Source organism: Streptomyces sp. NPDC007901 (genome assembly GCF_042959465.1).
GTDB lineage: Bacteria > Actinomycetota > Actinomycetes > Streptomycetales > Streptomycetaceae > Streptomyces.
Map to the genome: position 1 here is coordinate 154,128 of NZ_JBIBKW010000010.1, position 20,570 is coordinate 174,697.

Genomic DNA, 20,570 nt, shown 5'->3' on the forward strand with positions numbered 1-20,570 from the left:
CGTCGGCCGCCCGGGTCCCCATCCCCGGAATTGTTGCGGAGGGATGAAATCCGCTTCGTTCCGTGTTGTGGCCATGCGGAAGACCAGGGCGAACGAAGGGCACCCGCGTGGCAGCGCAACAGGGGGAACGGCGGCAGGGCGGCTGGGCGCGCAGGCTGGCGGGGTACGCGTGGCGGCATCCCAGGGACGTCGTGCTGGCGCTGGGGTCCTCGCTGGCCGGTATGGCCGTGCTGGCCGTCGTACCGCTGATCACCAAGGTGATCATCGACGATGTGATCGGTGACCACAGCCGGAGCATGGGGCCCTGGGCCGGCGCACTGATCGGCGCCGCCGTCCTCGTCTACGCGGCCACCTTCGTCCGCCGCTACTACGGCGGCCGCCTCGCCCTCGACGTCCAGCACGACCTGCGGACCGAGATGTACGACACCCTCACCCGGCTCGACGGACGGCGGCAGGACGAGCTGTCCACGGGCCAGGTGGTGGGGCGCGCCACCAGCGACCTCCAGCTCATCCAGGGGCTCCTCTTCATGCTGCCGATGACCATCGGCAACGTCCTCCTCTTCCTGATCTCCCTCGGGATCATGGCCTGGCTGTCGCCGCCGCTCACCCTGGTCGCCCTCGCCGTCGCCCCGGCCCTGTACTGGATCGCCAAGCGCAGCCGCAGCAAGCTCCACCCCGCCACCTGGTACGCCCAGGCCCAGGCCGCCGCGGTGGCCGGCGTGGTCGACGGCGCCGTGAGCGGGGTGCGGGTGGTCAAGGGCTTCGGACAGGAGGAGCAGGAGACCGGGAAGCTGCGGGAGGTCGGGCGGAAGCTGTTCGCCGGGCGGCTGCGGACGATCCGGCTGAACAGCAGGTTCACCCCGGCCCTGCAGGCCGTGCCCGCCCTCGGGCAGGTCGCCATGCTGGCGCTCGGCGGCTGGCTGGCCGTCCGCGGTCACATCACGCTGGGCACCTTCGTCGCGTTCTCCTCCTACCTCGCCCAGCTGGTCGGCCCGGTCCGGATGCTCGCCGTGGTCCTCACCGTCGGCCAGCAGGCCCGCGCCGGCACCGAGCGCGTCCTGGAGCTGATCGACACCCGGCCGACCATGACCGAGGGCACGAAGACCCTGCCCGCCGACGCGCCCGCGACCGTCGAGTTCGACGACGTGTCCTTCGGCTACGACCACGAGCGCCCCGTCCTCCAGGGGCTCAGCTTCGAGATCCGCCCCGGCGAGACCCTCGCCGTCGTCGGCTCCTCCGGGTCCGGCAAGTCCACGGTCTCCCTCCTGCTGCCCCGCTTCTACGACGTCACCCACGGCGCCGTCCTGGTCGGCGGCCACGACGTCCGCGAGCTCACCCTGGACTCCCTGCGGGCCGCGATCGGCCTGGTGCCCGAGGACTCGTTCCTCTTCTCCGACACGGTCCGCAACAACATCGCCTACGGCCGTCCCGGCGCGACCGAGGACGAGATCCTCGCCGCCGCCCGCGCCGCCCAGGCCGACCGTTTCGTCGCCGAGCTGCCCGAGGGCTACGACACCAAGGTCGGCGAGCAGGGCCTCACCCTCTCCGGGGGCCAGCGCCAGCGCGTCGCCCTCGCCCGCGCCCTGCTCACCGACCCCCGTCTGCTCGTCCTCGACGACGCCACCTCCGCCGTCGACGCCCGCGTGGAGCACGAGATCCACGAGGCCCTCGCGCACGTCATGCGCGGCCGCACCACCCTCCTCATCGCGCACCGCCGCTCCACCCTCAACCTCGCCGACCGCATCGCCGTCCTCGACGGCGGCCGGCTCGCCGACATCGGCACCCACGACGAACTCCAGGAGCGGTCCGCCCTGTACCGGCGGCTGCTCACCGACCCCGACGAGCTCGGCGGGGTCTCCCCGGGACACGCGCTGCCCCTCGAACCGCGCGAGGACACGTCCGTACGGGACGAGCTGGACGCCGAGTTCGACGCCGAGCGCGGCGTGACCCCGCGGCTGTGGACCGGCGACCGCACGCCCCGGGACCTCGCCCTCGCCGGCACCCCGGCCACCCCCGAACTCCTCGCCCAGGTCGAGGCGCTGCCCCCGGCGACCGACGTCCCCGACATCGACGAGGCCGGCGCCGTACGCCCCGAGGACTCCTACGGCCTGCGCCGCCTGCTGCGCGGCTTCGGCGCGCCCCTGCTCGTCAGCCTCGGCCTGGTCGCCGTGGACGCCGGCATGGGCCTGCTGCTGCCGGTGCTGATCCGGCACGGCATCGACCAGGGCGTCACGAAGATGGCGCTCGGCGCGGTCTGGGCGGCCGCGCTGCTGGGGCTGCTCGCGGTGCTCGTCCAGTGGTCGGCCCAGATCGGCGAGACGCGGATGACCGGCCGCACCGGCGAACGCGTCCTCTACTCCCTCCGGCTGAAGATCTTCGCCCAGCTCCAGCGACTCGGACTCGACTACTACGAGCGGGAGTTGACCGGCCGGATCATGACCCGGATGACGACGGACGTCGACGCCCTGTCGACGTTCCTGCAGACCGGGCTGGTCACCGCCTTCGTCTCGGTCGTCACCTTCTTCGGCATCATGGTCGTCCTGCTGGTGATCGACGTACAGCTCGCGCTCGTCGTCTTCGCCACCCTGCCCCCGCTGATCATCGCTACCTTCTTCTTCCGCCGGGCGAGCGTGAAGGCGTACGAACTCGCCCGGGAGCGGGTGTCGGTGGTCAACGCCGACCTCCAGGAGTCGGTGGCGGGCCTCAGGATCCTGCAGGCCTTCCGCCGCGAGGGCGACGGCTCCCGGCGCTTCGCGGAGCGCAGCGAGAGCTACCGCCAGGCCCGTATCCGGGGCCAGTGGCTGATATCGATCTACTTCCCGTTCGTCCAGCTGCTGTCCTCGGTGGCCGCCGCGAGCGTGCTGATGGCGGGCGCCCACCGGGTCGAGGCGGCCACCCTCACCACCGGCGCGCTGGTCGCCTACCTCCTCTACATCGACCTGTTCTTCGCGCCCGTCCAGCAGCTCTCCCAGGTCTTCGACGGCTACCAGCAGGCGACCGTCTCCCTCGGCCGCATCCAGGAACTCCTGCGCGAGCCGACGTCGACCAAGGCCGCCGACCGGCCGCGCGAAGTCCCGTCCCTGCGGGGCGAGATCGCCTTCGAGGACGTGCACTTCGCGTACGGCTCCGGCGACGAGGCGGAGGAGGCCCTGGGCGGCATCGACCTGACGATCCCCGCCGGGCAGACCGTCGCCTTCGTCGGCGAGACCGGCGCCGGCAAGTCGACCCTCGTCAAGCTGGTCGCGCGGTTCTACGACCCGACGGGCGGCCGGGTCACGGTCGACGGCACCGATCTGCGCGCCCTCGACCTCACCTCGTACCGGCACCGGCTCGGCGTCGTCCCGCAGGAGGCCTACCTCTTCCCGGGCACCGTCCGGGACGCCATCGCCTACGGGCGGCCCGAGGCCACCGACGCCGAGGTGGAGGCGGCGGCCCGCACGGTCGGCGCCCACGAGATGATCGCCACCCTCGACGGCGGCTACCTCCACGAGGTGGCCGAGCGCGGCCGCAACCTCTCGGCGGGGCAACGGCAGTTGATCGCCCTGGCCCGCGCCGAACTCGTCGACCCCGACGTGCTGCTCCTCGACGAGGCGACGGCGGCCCTGGACCTGGCGACGGAGGCCCAGGTCAACCTGGCCACCGACCGCCTGGCCGGCCGTCGTACCGCCCTCCCGTCGCCCGACCACCACCCCTCAACGAGCGCTTACGCGCGCACCACTCTGATCGTCGCGCACCGCCTGACCACCGCCGCCCGCGCCGACCGGGTGGTGGTCATGGACCACGGCCGGGTCGTCGAGGACGGCACCCACGACGCGCTGCTCGCCCGCGACGGCCGGTACGCCGCGCTGTGGCGCACCTTCATCGGCCAGGCAGGGGAACCGGAGGAGCCGGTGGGCGCGGCCCGCTGAGCCAGCCGCCCGAACGCCTGTCTGACGGCCGTGCAACCATCCGACATACGTCGTGCGTCCGTACCTCAGTACGGTCATGGTTCGTGTACAGCTGAGGTACGGGAGGGGACGACTGTGGACAGTGGTGCGATACGGCGGCGGCTGGCGCTCGGCGTGGCCGTGCTGGCCGCCTCCGGGGCGCTTGCTCTCGTGGCACCGGCCCAGGCTCAGGCCGTGACCGCGGCCGGCTGTGCCGGACGCGAGGTACGGACCCTGCCCTTCGCCACCGGCACCGTGCACATCTACCGGCAGGGCGGCTACGTCTGCGCCGTCACCCTCCCCAAGAGCACCGGTTCCAAGCGCGTCATGTCCGTCAGCGTCCAGGCCCGCGGCAACCGCCCGGTGGTCGACAAGGGCAAGTACCGCCACCGCGCGGGCCCGGTGACCGTGCACGCCGGACACCGGTGCGTGTGGGTGAAGGGCGCGGTGGGCCGCAGCTCGGTGAGCTCGGGCTGGATCCTGTGCTGAGCTAGCGCAGCCGGCGGGCGCAGCCGACCGGCCGTTCGCCGCCGAGCTGGACGTAGAGGGCGGTGGACTCCGGGCACCGCGCCCGCGCGGTCACGGCCGCCACCACCTCGTACTGCGGGGCGCGCTTGCCCGAGCCGTCGCAGGCGGTCTCCCGGACCTGGCCGTGGCCCGAGCCGTAGACGCAGTCGCCGACGATGGTGCGCGGTCCGCCGCCCCCGCCGGGGTCCCCGGGGTGCGGCGGCTCCAGGCCGCGCATGCAGGCGTAGCCCTGCGGGATCGTTCCGTCGCCGTCCTCGTCGCCGCTCGCGCGCTGGGCGCTGATGTGCAGCACGAAGTCGGTGGTGGCCGGGCACGGCGGTCCGTCGGCGACGCTCCCGTCGTACCGCGCGACGACCCGGGCCGCCGCCCGCTCGCTGGTGCAGGGCACCTCGGTGAAGCTGGCGGTCCCGAACGAACTGCACTCGCCGACCGCGAGGAACTGCGTGCCGTACCCGGACACCGACCCGCTCGCCGTCGACCGCGCGCTGCCCGCCGGGGTCCCGGACGAGGACGACCGGCACCCGGCCGCCGGCAGGGCGACGGCCAGTGCCACCAGAACCCCCGCCCATCGTCTCCTGCGCATACCGACCCCCCTGCCAGCGTGGCCCGCGAGCAGGGCCCACGCCAGCCGTGTGGGAGGCTTTCCGCCTGTTGGGGGTGTTACGCCCGGTTCCGCGGCGTACGTCTAGTACGTCAGCCCGTGGCCGATCGGATACAGCACCTGCGCCGGATCGTCCGCCCGCTGCACCGGCACCGGCAGCCTGCCTCGCGGCGCCACCCGGCCGGCGATCACCCGGGCCGCGGCGCGCAGTTCGACGTCGGTCCAGGAGTAGCTCGCCAAGAAGGCCTTCACGGTGGGTAGTTGGGCGGCATCGTACGGATTGCGGACCGCCACGGCCACCACCGGCCTGCCGGTCGCGACCAACCGCTCCACCAACCGCTGCTGTTCGCCGCCCGCCGTGACGTTGTACGTCCCGACGACCACCGCGTCCGCGTCCCGCGCCGCCGCGACCGCCTTGTCGACGGTCGCCGCCGAGGGTGCCGTGCCGGTGGACAACGCCGTGGCGGTGAAGCCGAGTTCGGTGAGGGCGGTGGCGAGCACGCCGGTGGGCGGGCCCGTCGTACCGGACGGAGAGGCCGGGTCGGCGCCGACGACCAGCAGCCTGCCGTGCGTCGCGCGGGAGAGGGGGAGCAGGCCGCCCTCGTTGACCAGCAGGGTGGTGGTGCGCTCGGCGATCCGGTCGGCGGCGGCGAGATGCCGGGCCGTGCCGACCACCCGGCCGACGTCCTTCGTGTTCACGTACGGCCGGTCGAGCAGCCCCAGCCGGGACTTCAGCCGCAGGATCCGGAGGATCGATTCATCGAGCCGGGACTCGGTCAGTTCCCCGCCCTGTACGGCCTTCAGGACGGCGTTCCAGGCGATGTCCAGGGTGGGCGGGTTGAGGAGTTGGTCGACCCCGGCCTTGAGGGCGAGCACGGGCACCCGGTCGTCGCCGTACTTCGTGCGGACCCCTTCCATGCCCAGCGAGTCGGTCACCACGACCCCGTCGTAGCCGAGTTCCTCGCGCAGGATGCCGGTGAGGACCGGATGGGACAGGGTGGCCGGGTCGCCGGAGTCGTCCAGCGCCGGGAACTGGAGGTGCGCGGTCATGATCGAGTCGATGCCCGCCTTGACCGCCGCCCGGAACGGGACCGCGTCCAGCTTCTCCCACAGCTCCCGGCTGTGCGTGATCACCGGGAAGCCGGTGTGGCTGTCCACGGCGGTGTCGCCGTGCCCCGGGAAGTGCTTGGTCGTGGCGGCCACCCCGGCCGCCTGATACCCCGCCACCTCGGCGGCGACCAGCGCCCCGACCGCGTCCGGGTCGGCACCGAAGGACCGTACGCCGATGATGGGGTTGGCCGGGTTCACGTTGACGTCGGCGTCGGGGGAGTAGTCCTGCCGGACCCCCATCGCCCGCAACTCCGCGCCCGAGATACGGCCCAGGGTGCGGGCGTCGGCCGCCGAGCCGCCCGCCCCGATCGCCATCGCGCCCGGGAAGAGGGTGGCGGGTTTGCCGATCCGGCAGACGGCGCCGTGCTCCTGGTCGGTGGCGATGAGCACCGGCAGACCCCGTGGCTGCGCCAGCGAGGCCCGCTGGATCCCGTTCGACAACTCGGCGATCTGCCGCGGATCCCGGGTGTTGTGCGTCCACGTGAAGTAGATGATCCCGCCGACCCGGTACTTCGCGACGAGCTCGGCGGCGGTCCGCACGCCGATCTCCTCGAGGTTGGCATCGATGTCCACCTGGTCGGGATCGGTCGCCGAGTGGCCGTAGACCCGCATCACGAACAGCTGCCCGACCTTCTCCTCAAGAGTCATCCCGGAGATCAGCGAGCGGAGCTTCTTGTCGTCGGAGCCGAGGGCGTACGCACTGGCGCCGACGGCCAGTCCCGCGGTGACACCCGCGGTCGCGGCCAGGAGGGTGCGTCTGGAGGGCACGTGCGCTCCTTCCGGTGGAGTACCGCTGAAGGAAACTTCCGTGAAGCACCACTATCCGGGAAGTTTCTTTCCGTCAAGGGACTGCACGGTAACCGGAAAGGGGCCGCCATCGGCGCATTGGAGGGGGGCACGTCGATGGCGGCGGGCCGGCGGCCGTGGTCCGGCGGAGAGGGTAGGTCAGCGATCGCAGCCAGCGGCGAGGGCCGACACCGCACCACGGAGACTCTTCCGACAGCCTGCGGGTTGGACGGACGGAGAGGGGAGGGGGTTCCCGGCGGGCGGCGCATTTCCGCAATTCGGGAGGCGTGAGCTGGAAGTTGCGTCAGGGGCAACGCGCCCCGTAGGGGCGCGGGGCTGTATCGATGTGCGGCTCCGCCGCGTGGGCGCGACCAGCCCCCACCGACCCGCACCCGAGGAACAACCCGTTCCACCTGATGGAAACCCCCGCACAAGAAACCCCCATCCGGCGATCATGGGCGAATGCCCCCCGTCGACATCCCCGGTTCCAAGTCCGTCACCGCCCGCGCCCTCTTCCTCGCGGCCGCCGCCGACGGCGTCACCACCCTCCTGCGCCCCCTCCGCTCCGACGACACCGAGGGCTTCGCCGAGGGCCTGGTCCGGCTCGGCTACCGCGTCGGCCGCACCCCGGACGCCTGGCAGGTGGACGGCCGCCCGCAGGGCCCCGCGCTGCCCGCCGCCGACGTCTACTGCCGCGACGGCGCCACCACCGCCCGCTTCCTGCCCACCCTCGCCGCGGCCGGCCACGGCAGCTACCGCTTCGACGCCTCCGAGCAGATGCGCCGCCGCCCCCTCGCCCCGCTCACCCGCGCCCTGCGCGACCTCGGGGTCGACCTGCGCCACGAGGGCGCGGAGGGACACCACCCGCTGCGGATCGAGGCGGCCGGCGTCGAGGGCGGTGACGTCACCCTCGACGCCGGGCAGTCCTCGCAGTACCTCACCGCGCTGCTGCTGCTCGGCCCGCTCACCCGCAGGGGCCTGCGGATCCGGGTGACGGACCTGGTCTCCGCGCCGTACGTGGAGATCACGCTCTCGATGATGCGGTCGTTCGGGGTGGAGGTGGCCCGGGAGGGGGACACCTTCGTCGTCCCGCCCGGCGGCTACCGGGCAACGACCTACGCGATCGAACCCGACGCCTCCACCGCGAGCTACTTCTTCGCCGCGGCGGCCGTGACGGGCCGTGAGATCACCGTCCCGGGGCTCGGACAGGGCGCGCTCCAGGGCGACTTGCGGTTCGTGGACGTGCTGCGGCGGATGGGCGCGGAGGTGGTGGTCGGGGCGGACCGGACGACCGTCCGGGGCACCGGCGGACTCCGGGGCCTGACCGTCACCATGCGCGACGTCTCCGACACCATGCCCACCCTCGCGGCCATCGCCCCCTTCGCCGACGGACCCGTCCGGATCGAGGACGTCGCCAACACCCGGGTGAAGGAGTGCGACCGGCTCGACGCCTGCGCGGAGAATCTGCGCCGGCTGGGCGTCGGGGTCAGCACGGGCGACGACTGGATCGAGATCCGCCCCGGCACCCCCGCCCCCGCCGAGATCAAGACCTTCGGCGACCACCGCATCGTCATGTCGTTCGCGGTGACCGGCCTCCGCGTGCCGGGGATCTCCTTCGACGACCCGGGATGCGTGAAGAAGACCTTCCCCGGCTTCCACGAGGCGTTCGGGGAGCTGGCCGCCGGGTGGGGAATCTCGTCCGACGGCGGGTGAGCGGGTTCGTGCGGTGAGCCGGTTCGCTCGCCGAGCCGGCTCTGCGCGGCGTTACGCCGACTCGTTGAGGAGCCGTGCCAGGTGCTCCCGGCCCGCCGCCAGCAGCCCGGGCAGCGGGGCGGCCGCCTCGTACCAGCGCTTCTCGTACTCCCAGCACAGCCAGCCGTCCCAGCCGTGCCGGGAGAGGATCTCGACGCAGTCGGAGAGCGGCAGGATGCCGGCGCCGAGCGGGAGCGGGGTGGTGTCGTCGGCCGAGGCGATGTCCTTGACCTGGACGTAGCCGAGGTGTGGTGCGAGGGCCGCGTAGGTCTCGGTGGGCTGCTCGCCGCCCAGCCAGGTGTGCATGACGTCCCAGAGCGAGCCGACCATGCGGTGGCCGACCGGGCCGAGGATGCGGATCGCGTCGGCACCGGTGCGGTGCGAGTCGTGGGTCTCCAGCAGGACCCGTACCCCGAGGGCGGAGGCGTCCTCGGCGACGGTGCCGAGCCGCCGGGCGGCGATCGCGTCGGACTCGGCGGCGGGCAGCGCCGGGTCGGCGCCGGGGAAGACCCGGACGAAGGAGGCGCCCAGGTCGTGCGCGAGCTGGAGGAGCCCGCGCGTCTCGTCGAGTACCGGGCCGTCCTCGCCGGGGGCCGCGAGGCGCGCGTACCCGGCGACGCCCAGCACCTCCACCCCGGCCGCCTTGAACTCGGCGGCCACGTCGGCCCGCGCGGCCGGGCCGAGGCCGGGATGGACGGGCTCTTCGGGATGGGCGCGCAGTTCGACGCCGTGGTAGCCGTGGGCGGTGGCGAGCGCCAGCACGTCCGGCACCGGCAGACCGGGAACCCCGAGGGTGGAGAAGGCGAACCTCATGCTCACCAACCTACTTCTCACTCGCCGGTTCCGTGCAGGTCCAGCCGCCAGTCCTGACCGACCAGATCCTTGCCGAAGGAGCGGTGCGGTTTCTCGGCGGTGAGGACGAAACCGTGCCGCTGGTAGATGTGGCGGGCCGAGGACAGGATGTCGTTGGTCCACAGGACCAGGTCGCGGTAGCCGACCCCGCGCGCGAACGCGATCACGGCGGTGACCAGCCGGTCGCCGATGCCGAGCCCGCGGGCCTCCGGTTCGACCAGCAGCAGCCGCAGCCGCGCGGTGCCCGGGGCGTCGTCCCGTACGCACATCACGCAGCCCACCGGCCGTCCCGCCCGCTCGGCGATCCAGGTGCGCTCCAGGTGCGGGTCGTGGTCCTCGGCGTAGTCGGCGACGATCCGGGCGACCAGGCCCTCGTAGTCGGCGTTCCAGCCGTACTCGGAGGTGTACAGGGCGGCGTTGCGCTGCACGATCCAGCCCAGGTCGCCGGGGTGCGGCTCGCGCAGCACGACCTCGCCGGCGTCGCCGGGGGCGTGCCCGTCGCCGAGGAGCGTGCGGATGGTGCGCATGGCCTCGGCGAGGCGGGGCCGCTCGCCGGGGTCGACGGCGCCCAGCAGGGTGCCGACCGAGTCCCGGGCCCGCTCGTCGAGCAGCTCGGCGGCGGTCCGGCCGTCCGGGGTGAGGGAGACGCGCCGGCGCCGGGGGTCCTTCTCCGAGGCCGAGCGCTCGATCAGTCCGGCCTCCTCGAACTTGTTGAGGATCCTGCTCAAGTACCCGGCGTCCAGCGCGAGATCGGCCCGCAGGTCGGCCGCGTCGGTGTCCGCGGAGTGCGCGAGCTCGTACAGCACCCGGGACTCGGTGAGGGTGTACGGGGCATACAGGTGGCGGCCGTAGTCGAGGGCGCCGATGAGGTTGGTGTAGAAGCGGTTGAAGGCGCGGATGTCCTGGACGGTCATGGCTGGCCCCCGATGGTTGACTGAGTCAGAGATACCGCGCCTCCGAGGCTATCCCGGCACCCCGCCCGGCCGGAAGCCATCGGCCCGAACGGCGGCTCCGCAGGCTTTACTTGTTCTTTTTTGCCTGGGCCTGGTCCTGCTTTTGACTTCGTCGCGCCAGCGCCGTAGGTTTATACACGAACGTCACTTATGTCCGTTTCAACTTCGGATGTGACGTGGTCCGCCGGAGAAAACCCGTGCGGTGCGGAGAACCGGCATCGAGGGCGGCGGACGCGCTCAGAGCTGCGCGCAGGCTCTGGAGCGCACGCGGAGCGGCCACTGCGCGGCCGCCGTAACTCAACCACACCCTCGGAGAGGGGCGAAAAATGCGCGCGCACACCACACGGATGAAGAGGGTTGCCATCGCTGCGATTTCGGCACCCATCCTGGCACTCGCTGCCGGGGCCGGAGTCGCCAGTGCGGCCAACCAGTCTGCGCCTGACCACGTCGTCTCCTACCAGGACGACGGTGGCGGTGGCGGTGGCCACGGCGGTGGCGGTGGCGGTCACGGCGGTGGCGGCGGTCACGGTGGCGGCGGCTACGGCGGCGGTCACGGTGGCGGCGGCTACGGCGGCGGTCACGGTGGCGGCGGCTACGGTGGCGGCGGCTACGGCGGCGGTCACGGCGGCTGGGGCGGGGGCTGGGGCGACGACGACGATTACGGCTGGGGCGGCGGCCACTACGGTGGCGGCGGCTGGGGCGGCGGTGGCTGGGGCGGCGGTGGCTGGGGAGACTGAGCCAGGCCACAGCGTTTGACGCTCCCTGACAGCAAAAGGTGGATCCGGGTGCCCGACCCCTCGGGCACCCGGACCCATGCATCAGAACCCGTCCTGGAGGCGGTGACCGGATGAGGATCGTGTGCGTGGGCGGAGGCCCGGCCGGACTGTACTTCTCGATCTCGGCGAAGCTGCGGGACGCCGGACACGAGATCATCGTGCTGGAGGCGGACCCGCCCGAGGCCACCTACGGCTGGGGCGTCGTCTACTGGAGCGACCTGCTCGACATCCTGCACCGCAACGACCCCGAGAGCGCACGCGCGGTGAGCGCCGGCTCGGTGCTCTGGCAGCAGCAGGAGATCCGTCTGCACGGCAACCGCCACGACGGCACCGCCTACTTCGGCGGCTACGGCTACAGCATGGGCCGCGCGTCCCTCCTCGACATCCTCACTCGGCGCGCCCGCTCCCTCGGCGTGGACGTACGGCACGGGGAACGGCTCGCCGACCCCGCCGACCTGCCCGACGCCGACCTGATCCTGGCCGCCGACGGCGCGAACAGCCGGATCCGGCAGAGCCGCGCCGAGCAGTTCGGCCCGCGTACGCAGACCGGCCGCAACCCCTACATCTGGCTCGCCACCGACCGGCAGTTCGACAGCTTCGTCTTCGCCTTCGAGCAGACCGAGGCGGGCTGGATCTGGTTCCACGCCTACCCCTCGTTCAAGGGGGTCAGCACCTGCATCGTGGAGTGCTCCCCGCAGACCTGGCAGGGCCTCGGCCTCGACACGCTCGACGAGGAGGACGCCGTACCCCTGCTGGAGAAGATCTTCCACCGCGCCCTCGACGGCCACTCCCTGATCAGCAAGTCGCGCGGCGCACCGGCGAAGTGGCAGTGCTTCACGCACCTCGCCAACCGGACCTGGGTCGACGGCAGCGACCCCGGCCGGCCGGTCGTCCTGGCCGGCGACGCCGCCCACACCACCCACTTCACGCTCGGCTCCGGCACCCGGCTCGCCATGATCGACGGCATCATCCTGGCCGAGGCCCTGAAGGGCTTCCCGGACCTGCGCATCGCCCTGCGCGAGTACGACAAGCGCCGCCGCACCGAACTCCACCCCGTCCAGGCGGCCGCCCGCACCAGCATGGCCTGGTTCGAGCAGCTCGACGACTACCTCGACCGCGGCCCCGTCGACTTCGCCTACGCGATGGCGGTACGCCAGGGCCACCAGCCCCCCTGGCGTTACCAGACCCACCTCGCCACCCAACTCAAACCGATACGCCGAGCCCGCCGCGCCTACGACACCGGCACCCGCTGGTACCAGGACCGCAAACGCGGCGCAGCCCCCCTGCCCCTGCTGAGCCGGTCCCCGCAGGCCGGCCTCTGACGGGTTCCGCCGCGGCGGGGCCGGGGCAGTCGCCGACGGGTACCGCTGCGGTGGAGCGGGCGGCGCGCGGTGCGGCGCCACCGCTTCCGCCAAGGGAAACCGGCGGCGCCGACGCCTTCCTCTGCGGCGGAAACCGGCAGCGCCGACTGCCTCGCCCGCGGCGGGAGCGGCGCAGGCGCCGGCGGCTCCCGCCGCGTCGGGAACAGGCCGTGCGGCCGGCCTTCGCTGCGTCTACGGCGACAACGGGCCGTAGCGGCGGTGTGGGGGCCGGAGAGGGTGGTCGGGGGCACCTGAGCCGCGCCCCCGGTGCCCGAGTCGGCACCGGCACTGAGGGTCAGGTGCGGGGTACACCCGAGGACCCCCGCACCATCAACTCGCCGCGTACCGTCGCGATGCCTCCCGGTGGCGGCTCCTCGCGGCCCATGGCGATGCGTCCGGCTCGTGCCCCCGCCTCCGCGAGCGGCAGCCGCACCGTCGTCAGTGACGGCACCACGTCGATGCTGAAGGGCAGGTCGTCGAAGCCGGCCACGGACACGTCGGCCGGGATCCGCAGGCCCGACTCGCGCAGCGCGGCGCACGCGCCGAGCGCGACGGAGTCGTTCGCGGCGACCACCGCGGTGAGCGTCGGGTCCCGGCGCAGCAGCTCCAGCGTGGCCTCGTACCCCGCCCGCCGGTCGTAGCGGCCGTGCACGGTCCAGCGCGGGTCCTCCTCGATGCCCGCGTCGGCGAGCGCGGCCCGGTGGCCCTCCAGGCGGTGCCGGGTGGTCGTGCGCTCCTCGGGACCGGCGATGTAGCCGAGCCGCCGGTGGCCGAGCCCGATGAGGTGCTCGGTCAGCTCCCGCCCGCCGCCGCGGTTGTCGAAGGTCAGGGCCACCGCGTCGGTGTCCGGCGCCGGCGGCCGCCCGCACAGCACCACCCGGGTCCCCGCGTCCGCCAGCTTGCGCAGCTTCGCCGCCACCGCCGCCGCGTGCGGCGCGTTCTCCATGGCCCCGCCGGTCAGGATCACCGCCGCCGCCCGCTGCCGCTGCAGCAGGGTCAGATACGTCAGCTCCCGCTCCGGGGAGCCCCCGGTGTTGCAGACCACCGCCAGCCGCTCGCCGCCCGCACGCCCGCCGGGACCGCCGATCTCGGCCTGGATGGCGCTTGCCATGATGCCGAAGAACGGGTCGGCGATGTCGTTGACGAGGATGCCGACCAGATCGGAGGTCGCCGCCGCGAGCGCGCTCGCGGGGCCGTTGAGGACGTAGTCCAGCTCGTCCACCGCCCGCAGCACCCGTTCCCGCGTGGTCGCCGCCACGGGGTAGTTGCCGTTCAGTACGCGCGACACCGTCGCGGGCGAGACCTGGGCGCGGGCCGCCACGTCCGCCAGGGTCACCGTCATCTCGTCGTCCTCCGGTCGCGCATCTCGTCGTACGTCTTCGTACACAGCCTGATCAAAGGAAGCCCCCTTGCCGAGCAGACCATAAGGCCATTCACTCCTGTTGTTCGCCCCCTCGAACAACTCGACCCCATCACGGTCTTGTACAGACCAGTGGTGAAAGGCTAGCTTCAGACTGTATAGAAAGCGCTTGCTGCGTTGCTGAGACGCACGCGGACGAAGGGAACCACGTGACACGCAAGACGGTGCGGGTCGCCATGAACGGCGTGACCGGACGCATGGGCTACCGCCAGCACCTCGTCCGCTCGATCCTCGCCCTGCGCGAGCAGGGCGGTCTCGACCTCGGCGACGGCACCGTGCTGTGGCCGGAACCGGTCCTCGTCGGCCGCCGCGAGCACGCGCTCCGCGAGATCGCCGACCGGCACGGTCTGTCCGGCGAGCACATCGCCACGGACCTCTCGGCGGTCCTCGCCGACCCCACCATCGACATCTACTTCGACGCCCAGGTCACCTCCGCCCGCGAGGAGGCCCTCAAGCAGGCGATCGCCGCCGGGAAGCACATCTACACCGAGAAGCCCACCGCGACCGGCCTCGACGGCGCCCTGGAGCTCGCCCGGCTCGCGCACGCCAAGGGCATCAAGCACGGCGTCGTCCAGGACAAGATCTTCCTGCCCGGCCTGCTCAAGCTGAAGCGGCTCATCGACGGCGGCTTCTTCGGCCGCATCCTCTCCGTCCGCGGCGAGTTCGGCTACTGGGTCTTCGAGGGCGACTGGCAGAGCGCCCAGCGCCCCTCCTGGAACTACCGCGCGGAGGACGGCGGCGGCATCGTCGTCGACATGTTCCCGCACTGGGAGTACGTCCTGCACGAGCTGTTCGGCCGCGTGAAGTCCGTCCAGGCCCTCACCGCCACCCACATCCCGCAGCGCTGGGACGAGAACGGCAAGCCCTACGACGCCACCGCCGACGACGCCGCCTACGGCATCTTCGAACTCGACGGCGGCGCCATCGCCCAGATCAACTCCTCCTGGGCGGTCCGCGTCAACCGCGACGAACTCGTCGAGTTCCAGGTGGACGGCACCGAAGGCTCAGCGGTCGCCGGCCTGCGCAACTGCCGTGCCCAGCACCGCAGCGCGACCCCCATGCCGGTCTGGAACCCGGACATCCCGGCCACCTACGCCTTCCGCGACCAGTGGCAGGAGATCCCCGACAACACCGAGTTCGACAACGGCTTCAAGGCCCAGTGGGAGCTGTTCCTCAAGCACGTCTACGCCGACGCCCCCTACCAGTGGGACCTGCTGGCCGGCGCCCGCGGCGTACAGCTCGCCGAGCTGGGCCTGAAGTCCTCCACCGAGGGCCGCCGCATCGACGTACCGGAGATCGCGCTGTGACCATTCAGCTCCCCTCGGCGGGCGGCACCCTGCGGACCTACGAACCCCGCACCGAGCCGCTCGCCGTCACCCCCGGCACCCCCTTCACCTCCCGTACGGTCTTCTCGGCGGCGCACGTCGTCGCCGACCCGTTCGCCGACGTGTCCCCCGACTCGCCCGCCGCCGTCGACTGGGACGCCACCCTCGCCTTCCGCCGCCACCTGTGGTCCCACGGGCTCGGCGTCGCCGAGGCGATGGACACCGCCCAGCGCGGCATGGGCCTGGACTGGGCGGGCGCCGCCGAGCTGATCCGCCGCAGCGCCGCCGAGGCGAAGGCGGTCGGCGGCCGGATCGCCTGCGGCGTCGGCACCGACCAGATCACCGGCGGCACCCTCGCCGAGATCCGGGCCGCCTACGAGGAGCAGCTCGCGCTCGTCGAGGAGTCCGGCGCCCAGGCCATCCTGATGGCCTCGCGCGCCCTCGCGGCCACCGCCTCGGGCCCCGAGGACTACCTGGAGATCTACGGCCACCTGCTCCGCCAGGCCACCGAACCGGTCGTCCTGCACTGGCTCGGCCCGATGTTCGACCCGGCCCTGGAGGGCTACTGGGGCTCCACCGACCTCGACGCGGCCACCGACGTCTTCCTGGACGTCATCGCCGCCCACCCCGACAAGGTCGACGGCATCAAGGTCTCCCTGCTCGACGCCCAGCGCGAGATCGACCTGCGCCGCCGCCTCCCGCAGGGCGTCCGCTGCTACACCGGCGACGACTTCAACTACCCCGAGCTGATCGCGGGCGACGACCAGGGCTTCAGCCACGCCCTGCTCGGCATCTTCGACCCGCTGGGCCCGCTGGCGGCCCAGGCGGTCCGGATCCTCGACACGGGCGACACGGCGGGCTTCCGCGCCCTCCTCGACCCCACCGTCGAACTCTCCCGCCACCTCTTCCAGACCCCCACCCGCTTCTACAAGACCGGCGTGGTGTTCCTGGCCTGGCTCGCCGGCCACCAGGCACACTTCACCATGGTCGGCGGCCTCCAGTCGGCCCGCTCCCTGCCGCACTTCGCCCGCGCCTACGAACTCGCCGACGGCCTGGGCCTGTTCCCGGACCCCAAGCTCGCCGAGGAACGGATGAAGACCCTGCTCGCCCTGTACGGAGTCAGCCAGTGACCGGCGACCTCTCCCGCTTCTCGATCAACCAGATGACCGTCAAGCAGCTCTCCCTGCCCGAACTGGCCGACGCCTGCCTGGACCTGGGCGTCCCGGGCGTCGGCCTCTGGCGCGAGCCGGTCCAGTCCTACGGCGTCGACGCGACCGCCAAACTGCTGCGCGAGGCGGGCCTGACCGTCACCACCCTCTGCCGGGGCGGCTTCTTCACGGCGATCGACCCCGCCGAACGCGCCGCCGCCCTGGCCGACAACCGGCGGGCGATCGAGGAGGCCGCGACCCTCGGCACGGACACCCTCGTCCTGGTCTCGGGCGGCCTCCCGGCCGGCTCCAAGGACCTGCACGGCGCCCGCGAACGCATCGCGGACGCCCTCGCCGAGCTGGGCCCCTACGCCGAGCAGCACGGCGTACGCCTCGCCATCGAGCCCCTCCACCCCATGTACGCCGCCGACCGCTGCGTGGTCTCCACCCTCACCCAGGCCCTGGACCTCGCGGAACGCTTCCCCGCCCACCAGGTCGGCGTCACCGTCGACACGTACCACATCTGGTGGGACGACCAGGCCCCCGCCCAGATCGCCCGCGCCGGCGTCGGCAACCGCATCCACACCTTCCAACTCGCCGACTGGACCACCCCGTTGCCCGAGGGCGTCCTCAACGGCCGCGGCCAGATCGGCGACGGCGCGATCGACATGCGCGAGTGGAAGGCCTACGTGGAGGCCGCCGGCTACACCGGCCCCATCGAGGTCGAACTCTTCAACGACGGCCTGTGGGCGAGGGACGGCCGGGAGGTACTCGCGGAGACGGCGGAACGCTTCCTGACCCACACGGCGTAGTCCGGCGCGGCGGCCGAAGAAGCGAACCTGCTCTCCGGCCGCCGCCGCACGGTGACGTATACGTACCGTATACTCGGCGCATGTCCGACGTCATGATCCGTGTGCCCGCCGAAGTCCGTGACCAGCTGGCCGCCGTGGCCGAGGCGCGAGGTACCAGCCTCCGTGCCCTCATGCAGGACATCGCTGCTCAGACGCTGACCCCCGAGCAGATCAGGGAACGGGCCGACCGCACGCGCGCGCTGCTTGCCGAGCGCTTCGGGCACTACGTTTCGGACGAGGAGTCCGCCGAGATGCGGCGCAAGATGCGGGAGGCCGCCGCCGCACACCGTGCCACCTCGGCCGGGACGGAGCCGAACCCTTGAGCTGGACCGAGCACTACGTCCTCGACACCCCCACCCTCCTGGCGATGGGAGGCGACAAACAGGTCTCCGGCCTGATCCATGCCGCTGCCGCCAGTGACGACATGCGTCTGTGGGTGCCCGTCCTGTGTCTCCTGGAGGCGGAGCGTCAACGTGCCGGGATCGTTGACCACGTGGGCGTGCTGGTCGACGTACTCCATCTCGTCGACGACGACTACTCCATGGCGGTCACCGTCGCAGAACTGCGCCGTGCGGGTGTCGACCTCGGTGTCTCCGCCGCTGTGCACACCGCGCGCCCGAACCAGACGCTCCCCATGGGCGGCCTGATCGCCTCCGTAGCGCCGGATCCGTACGAAGGACTCGGCGTCGGGGTGATGGACCTGAACCGCTGAGCGGGGCGTCAGCCACTGATACGCCCGTCCCGCACGGCCCCGACGAACGCGGCCCAGCCGTCCGCCGAGAAGACCAACGCGGGGCCGCTGGCATGGCCACGGGCTACTTCGAGGCATTCACCCTGGTCACCGCCGCTATAGCTGGACTTGTGCCAGCTGGTGACGGTGTGCTCATGACCCGGCTGGTCGAGCCGTTGCTCCGGCTCCTCCTGCCCGCTCGCGGACGACGGCGCCGCAGGCCGGTCGTACCGCTCGCGCACACGTACCCGTACTCGTGCCCGTATGCCGGCCGCGAAGCTCACGCATGAGCGGGCGCCTGCTTCCGTGGACCGGCGCGGACGGCAAACCCGGTCATCTCGTGGGCGACGGGACCGGATACGTCTCCCGGCTCGCCGACCGGATCGAGAGCATGCACCTCGGCATGGCGGGCGAGCTGCTCGACCACGCGGCCGAACTCCTCGCCGAGCAGAGGCTGACTGCCGAAGAACTCCGTTGTCTCGCGCGGAGGCTGAGCGAATCGCTGCGGGACGTGAAGCGTGTCGCCGAGAGCAGGGGTGCGCGGTTGCCGGGTTGACCCTCGACCTTGTGCAGGGCCCAGAGTGCGGGGTGTGGAGAACGACATGCGCAGTATCGGGGAGATGGCCCGCGACAGCGGCCTCGGCGTGAGCGCCCTGCGGTTCTACGACCGTGCCGGTGTGCTGGTCCCGGCCTGGGTGGATCCGGTGAGCGGATACCGCTGGTACGAGCCCGGGCAGCTGGAGGAGGCCCGGCTGCTGGCCCGCCTGCGCCGGGCCGGGATGCCGCTGGCGGACATCCGGCTGGTGCTGGCCAGTTGGTCCGGCGCGGACACCGATCTGGTCCGGGAACTGCTCAAGGCGCACCTGCGCCGTCTCGAACAGGGGCTGTCCGATGCCCGCGGCGAGTTCTTCGCGCTCCGCGCACTACTCGATCACCGGGAGAATGTCATGACCTCGCTCCGTACCGCCTCCGTCCGCCTGTCCGTCGCCGCGCCGGAGCTGGCAGCCGCGCTGGACGCGGTTCGTTTCGCGGTGAGCACCGATCCCGAGCTGCCGATGCTCGGCGGGGTTCTGTTCGACATCGAGGGCGAGAGCCTTCGTGCCGTGGCCACCGACCGGTACCGAATGGCGTTCGCGCGAGCCGGTGTCGCCGGGCACGACGGGGGCCGGGTGCAGGTCGTCGTGCCCACGCCGCTTGTGGACGCGATGCGGCCGCTGCTGGACGGCGAGGGGGCCGTGGGGCTCTCCGTCGACGGTGACCTGGTGACGCTGGAGGGCGGAGACCGGCAGGCGGCCGGCCGCTGCCTCGACCACGACTTCCCCGACTACCGCCGTCTTCTGCCCCGGGCCGACGGCCGCCGCACCGTCGTCGAGGTGTCGGCCTTCCGGCACGCTCTGGAGACCGGTCCTGTCCGCTCCGGAGAGGCCGGGGCGCCTGATCTGAGCGTGCTCAGGGTGGAGGGCGGCGGAGTGACCCTCTGCGCCGATGTCGACGACGCCGATGTCCACGAGGACCCGAACCGCGTCGCCGTCAACCGTGACTTCCTGCTGGCCGCGCTGGCCGCCGGGGCCCGTGACCGACTGGTTCTGGAGTTCGGCGCGCCCACGGCGCCGATCGTGATCCGCCGGCCCGACGACGAGGGTGCCTTCTCGCTCCTGATGCCGGTCCGGCTGGAGGACTGACGGCACCTGTGTGAGGACTTCTTCACACAGGTCTCTCTTATGTTCCCTGTTCAGGGTTCTCCACCCTTTTCGATTTGCTGTGTTTCACCTGTCGGTTCGGGTTTTTTCCATTCGGCCGGAACCGCATCTGAACTGCTCGTGTCTATAGAGTTCGAGTCAGCCGCAAGGGTGAGCAAATGACCTGGGATTGCGGTTGGAAAAGGCAATTCGAATTCAAGGAGTTTCCTGTGAACATGCGTATCGCCACTGTTGCCGTGGCTTCCGCCGCGCTCGTCGCCGCCGGTGCCATCGCCGCTGTCGCCGCCCCGGCTCCGGCTCCGTCGATCACCGTCAAGGCGAGCGCCACCGCCGTCAAGCTGGGCGATGTCGTCACCTTCGCCGGCAAGGTGGACGGGCTCAAGGACGGCAGCAAGGTGACCCTTCAGGTGAAGGACGGCAAGAAGTGGGTCTCGCTGCCCGCGACGGCGAAGGTCGCCAAGGGCGCCTACAAGCTCGACGACAAGTTCGACAAGAAGGGCGTCGAGGTCCTGCGCGTCAAGGACGGCAGCGCCGTCTCCAAGAACGTGTCCGTCACAGTTCGCTGAACCAGCCCTGAGAGCCTGCCCCACCCCGTCCGATCCGGGGTGGGGCAGGCCCTGTGGATCTTAGGGAGCCTATGGGCCGCCTGTCTTTGCCGTTTCCTTAGATTGTCCTTAATCGACACGCTCACGCCGACGCGCGCAGGGGGATCGAGCCGGTTCCAGGAGGGGCCGTCCGACCGCTGCGGAAA

General features: G+C 72.1%; 19 protein-coding genes. 13 read left to right on the forward strand and 6 right to left on the reverse strand.

The window, feature by feature from the left end:
- Nucleotides 1–107: 107 nt before the first annotated feature.
- Together ACFZDK_RS30395 and ACFZDK_RS30400 are read left to right on the forward strand one after the other, a co-directional pair.
- Nucleotides 108–3,908: an ABC transporter transmembrane domain-containing protein gene (locus ACFZDK_RS30395; RefSeq protein ID WP_390977115.1), complete on the forward strand. Its 3,801-nt coding sequence runs from the start codon at nucleotides 108–110 to the stop codon at nucleotides 3,906–3,908.
- A gap of 114 nt (nucleotides 3,909–4,022) precedes the next feature.
- Complete coding sequence (locus tag ACFZDK_RS30400) at nucleotides 4,023–4,415, forward strand: hypothetical protein (protein WP_390977116.1); 393 nt, start codon at nucleotides 4,023–4,025, stop codon at nucleotides 4,413–4,415.
- A gap of 1 nt (nucleotide 4,416) precedes the next feature.
- Here the strand turns inward: ACFZDK_RS30400 and ACFZDK_RS30405 are convergent, their stop codons facing one another.
- Nucleotides 4,417–5,037 (reverse strand): hypothetical protein, encoded by a 621-nt coding sequence (locus ACFZDK_RS30405; RefSeq protein WP_390977117.1) that lies wholly within the window; start codon nucleotides 5,035–5,037, stop codon nucleotides 4,417–4,419.
- 102 nt (nucleotides 5,038–5,139) lie between these two features.
- Nucleotides 5,140–6,933 carry a glycoside hydrolase family 3 N-terminal domain-containing protein gene (locus tag ACFZDK_RS30410; protein ID WP_390977118.1) on the reverse strand — a complete coding sequence of 598 codons (1,794 nt, stop codon included), beginning with the start codon at nucleotides 6,931–6,933 and terminating at the stop codon, nucleotides 5,140–5,142.
- A gap of 480 nt (nucleotides 6,934–7,413) precedes the next feature.
- Between ACFZDK_RS30410 and aroA the strand changes: the two genes are divergently transcribed.
- Nucleotides 7,414–8,664 (forward strand): 3-phosphoshikimate 1-carboxyvinyltransferase, encoded by a 1,251-nt coding sequence (aroA, locus tag ACFZDK_RS30415; protein WP_390977119.1) that lies wholly within the window; start codon nucleotides 7,414–7,416, stop codon nucleotides 8,662–8,664.
- Between the two features lie 51 nt (nucleotides 8,665–8,715).
- Here the strand turns inward: aroA and ACFZDK_RS30420 are convergent, their stop codons facing one another.
- On the reverse strand, nucleotides 8,716–9,516 hold the full coding sequence (locus ACFZDK_RS30420) for a TIM barrel protein (protein ID WP_390977120.1): 801 nt from the start codon (nucleotides 9,514–9,516) through the stop codon (nucleotides 8,716–8,718).
- A 17-nt stretch (nucleotides 9,517–9,533) separates the two neighbouring features.
- A complete protein-coding gene (locus tag ACFZDK_RS30425) occupies nucleotides 9,534–10,469 on the reverse strand; it encodes a GNAT family N-acetyltransferase (RefSeq protein WP_390977121.1) in 936 nt (311 codons plus the stop codon).
- A 386-nt stretch (nucleotides 10,470–10,855) separates the two neighbouring features.
- Here ACFZDK_RS30425 and ACFZDK_RS30430 point away from each other — a divergent pair, with 386 nt between their 5' ends.
- Both ACFZDK_RS30430 and ACFZDK_RS30435 read left to right on the forward strand, forming a co-directional pair.
- On the forward strand, nucleotides 10,856–11,245 hold the full coding sequence (locus tag ACFZDK_RS30430; protein ID WP_390977122.1) for a hypothetical protein: 390 nt from the start codon (nucleotides 10,856–10,858) through the stop codon (nucleotides 11,243–11,245).
- Nucleotides 11,246–11,370: 125 nt separating this feature from the next.
- Nucleotides 11,371–12,606 (forward strand): FAD-dependent monooxygenase, encoded by a 1,236-nt coding sequence (locus ACFZDK_RS30435; RefSeq protein ID WP_390977123.1) that lies wholly within the window; start codon nucleotides 11,371–11,373, stop codon nucleotides 12,604–12,606.
- A gap of 334 nt (nucleotides 12,607–12,940) precedes the next feature.
- On the opposite strand, the gene ACFZDK_RS30440 is transcribed toward ACFZDK_RS30435, so the two are convergent.
- A complete protein-coding gene (locus ACFZDK_RS30440) occupies nucleotides 12,941–13,987 on the reverse strand; it encodes a substrate-binding domain-containing protein (protein WP_390977124.1) in 1,047 nt (348 codons plus the stop codon).
- Between the two features lie 227 nt (nucleotides 13,988–14,214).
- On the opposite strand from ACFZDK_RS30440, the gene ACFZDK_RS30445 reads away from it, so the two are divergent.
- The 5 genes from ACFZDK_RS30445 (at nucleotide 14,215) to ACFZDK_RS30465 (ending at nucleotide 18,101) form a co-directional block, all read left to right on the forward strand.
- A complete protein-coding gene (locus ACFZDK_RS30445) occupies nucleotides 14,215–15,372 on the forward strand; it encodes a Gfo/Idh/MocA family oxidoreductase (protein WP_390977125.1) in 1,158 nt (385 codons plus the stop codon).
- Nucleotides 15,369–16,520: a DUF993 family protein gene (locus tag ACFZDK_RS30450; RefSeq protein ID WP_390977126.1), complete on the forward strand. Its 1,152-nt coding sequence runs from the start codon at nucleotides 15,369–15,371 to the stop codon at nucleotides 16,518–16,520. Before ACFZDK_RS30445 ends, ACFZDK_RS30450 begins: the two co-directional genes overlap by 4 nt.
- Nucleotides 16,521–16,552: 32 nt before the next feature.
- Nucleotides 16,553–17,350, forward strand: coding sequence for a TIM barrel protein (locus ACFZDK_RS30455; protein WP_390977310.1), 798 nt, complete (start codon nucleotides 16,553–16,555; stop codon nucleotides 17,348–17,350).
- Between the two features lie 80 nt (nucleotides 17,351–17,430).
- Nucleotides 17,431–17,712 (forward strand): Arc family DNA-binding protein, encoded by a 282-nt coding sequence (locus tag ACFZDK_RS30460; protein ID WP_390977127.1) that lies wholly within the window; start codon nucleotides 17,431–17,433, stop codon nucleotides 17,710–17,712.
- Nucleotides 17,709–18,101, forward strand: a complete 393-nt coding sequence (locus tag ACFZDK_RS30465; RefSeq protein WP_390977128.1) for a hypothetical protein — start codon at nucleotides 17,709–17,711, stop codon at nucleotides 18,099–18,101. The genes ACFZDK_RS30460 and ACFZDK_RS30465 overlap by 4 nt, the downstream gene beginning before the upstream one ends.
- An 8-nt stretch (nucleotides 18,102–18,109) precedes the next feature.
- On the opposite strand, the gene ACFZDK_RS30470 is transcribed toward ACFZDK_RS30465, so the two are convergent.
- Nucleotides 18,110–18,403 (reverse strand): DUF397 domain-containing protein, encoded by a 294-nt coding sequence (locus ACFZDK_RS30470; protein WP_390977129.1) that lies wholly within the window; start codon nucleotides 18,401–18,403, stop codon nucleotides 18,110–18,112.
- 2 nt (nucleotides 18,404–18,405) lie between these two features.
- Between ACFZDK_RS30470 and ACFZDK_RS30475 the strand changes: the two genes are divergently transcribed.
- The 3 genes from ACFZDK_RS30475 to ACFZDK_RS30485 all read left to right on the forward strand — a co-directional run bounded on the left by ACFZDK_RS30475 (nucleotide 18,406) and on the right by ACFZDK_RS30485 (nucleotide 20,385).
- Nucleotides 18,406–18,675: a hypothetical protein gene (locus tag ACFZDK_RS30475; protein WP_390977130.1), complete on the forward strand. Its 270-nt coding sequence runs from the start codon at nucleotides 18,406–18,408 to the stop codon at nucleotides 18,673–18,675.
- Nucleotides 18,676–18,721: 46 nt separating this feature from the next.
- The gene (locus ACFZDK_RS30480; RefSeq protein ID WP_390977131.1) at nucleotides 18,722–19,801 is read left to right on the forward strand and encodes a MerR family transcriptional regulator; all 1,080 of its coding nucleotides are present in this window, start codon (nucleotides 18,722–18,724) and stop codon (nucleotides 19,799–19,801) included.
- A 233-nt stretch (nucleotides 19,802–20,034) separates the two neighbouring features.
- On the forward strand, nucleotides 20,035–20,385 hold the full coding sequence (locus ACFZDK_RS30485; protein ID WP_390977132.1) for a hypothetical protein: 351 nt from the start codon (nucleotides 20,035–20,037) through the stop codon (nucleotides 20,383–20,385).
- The last annotated feature ends 185 nt before the right edge of the window (nucleotides 20,386–20,570 follow it).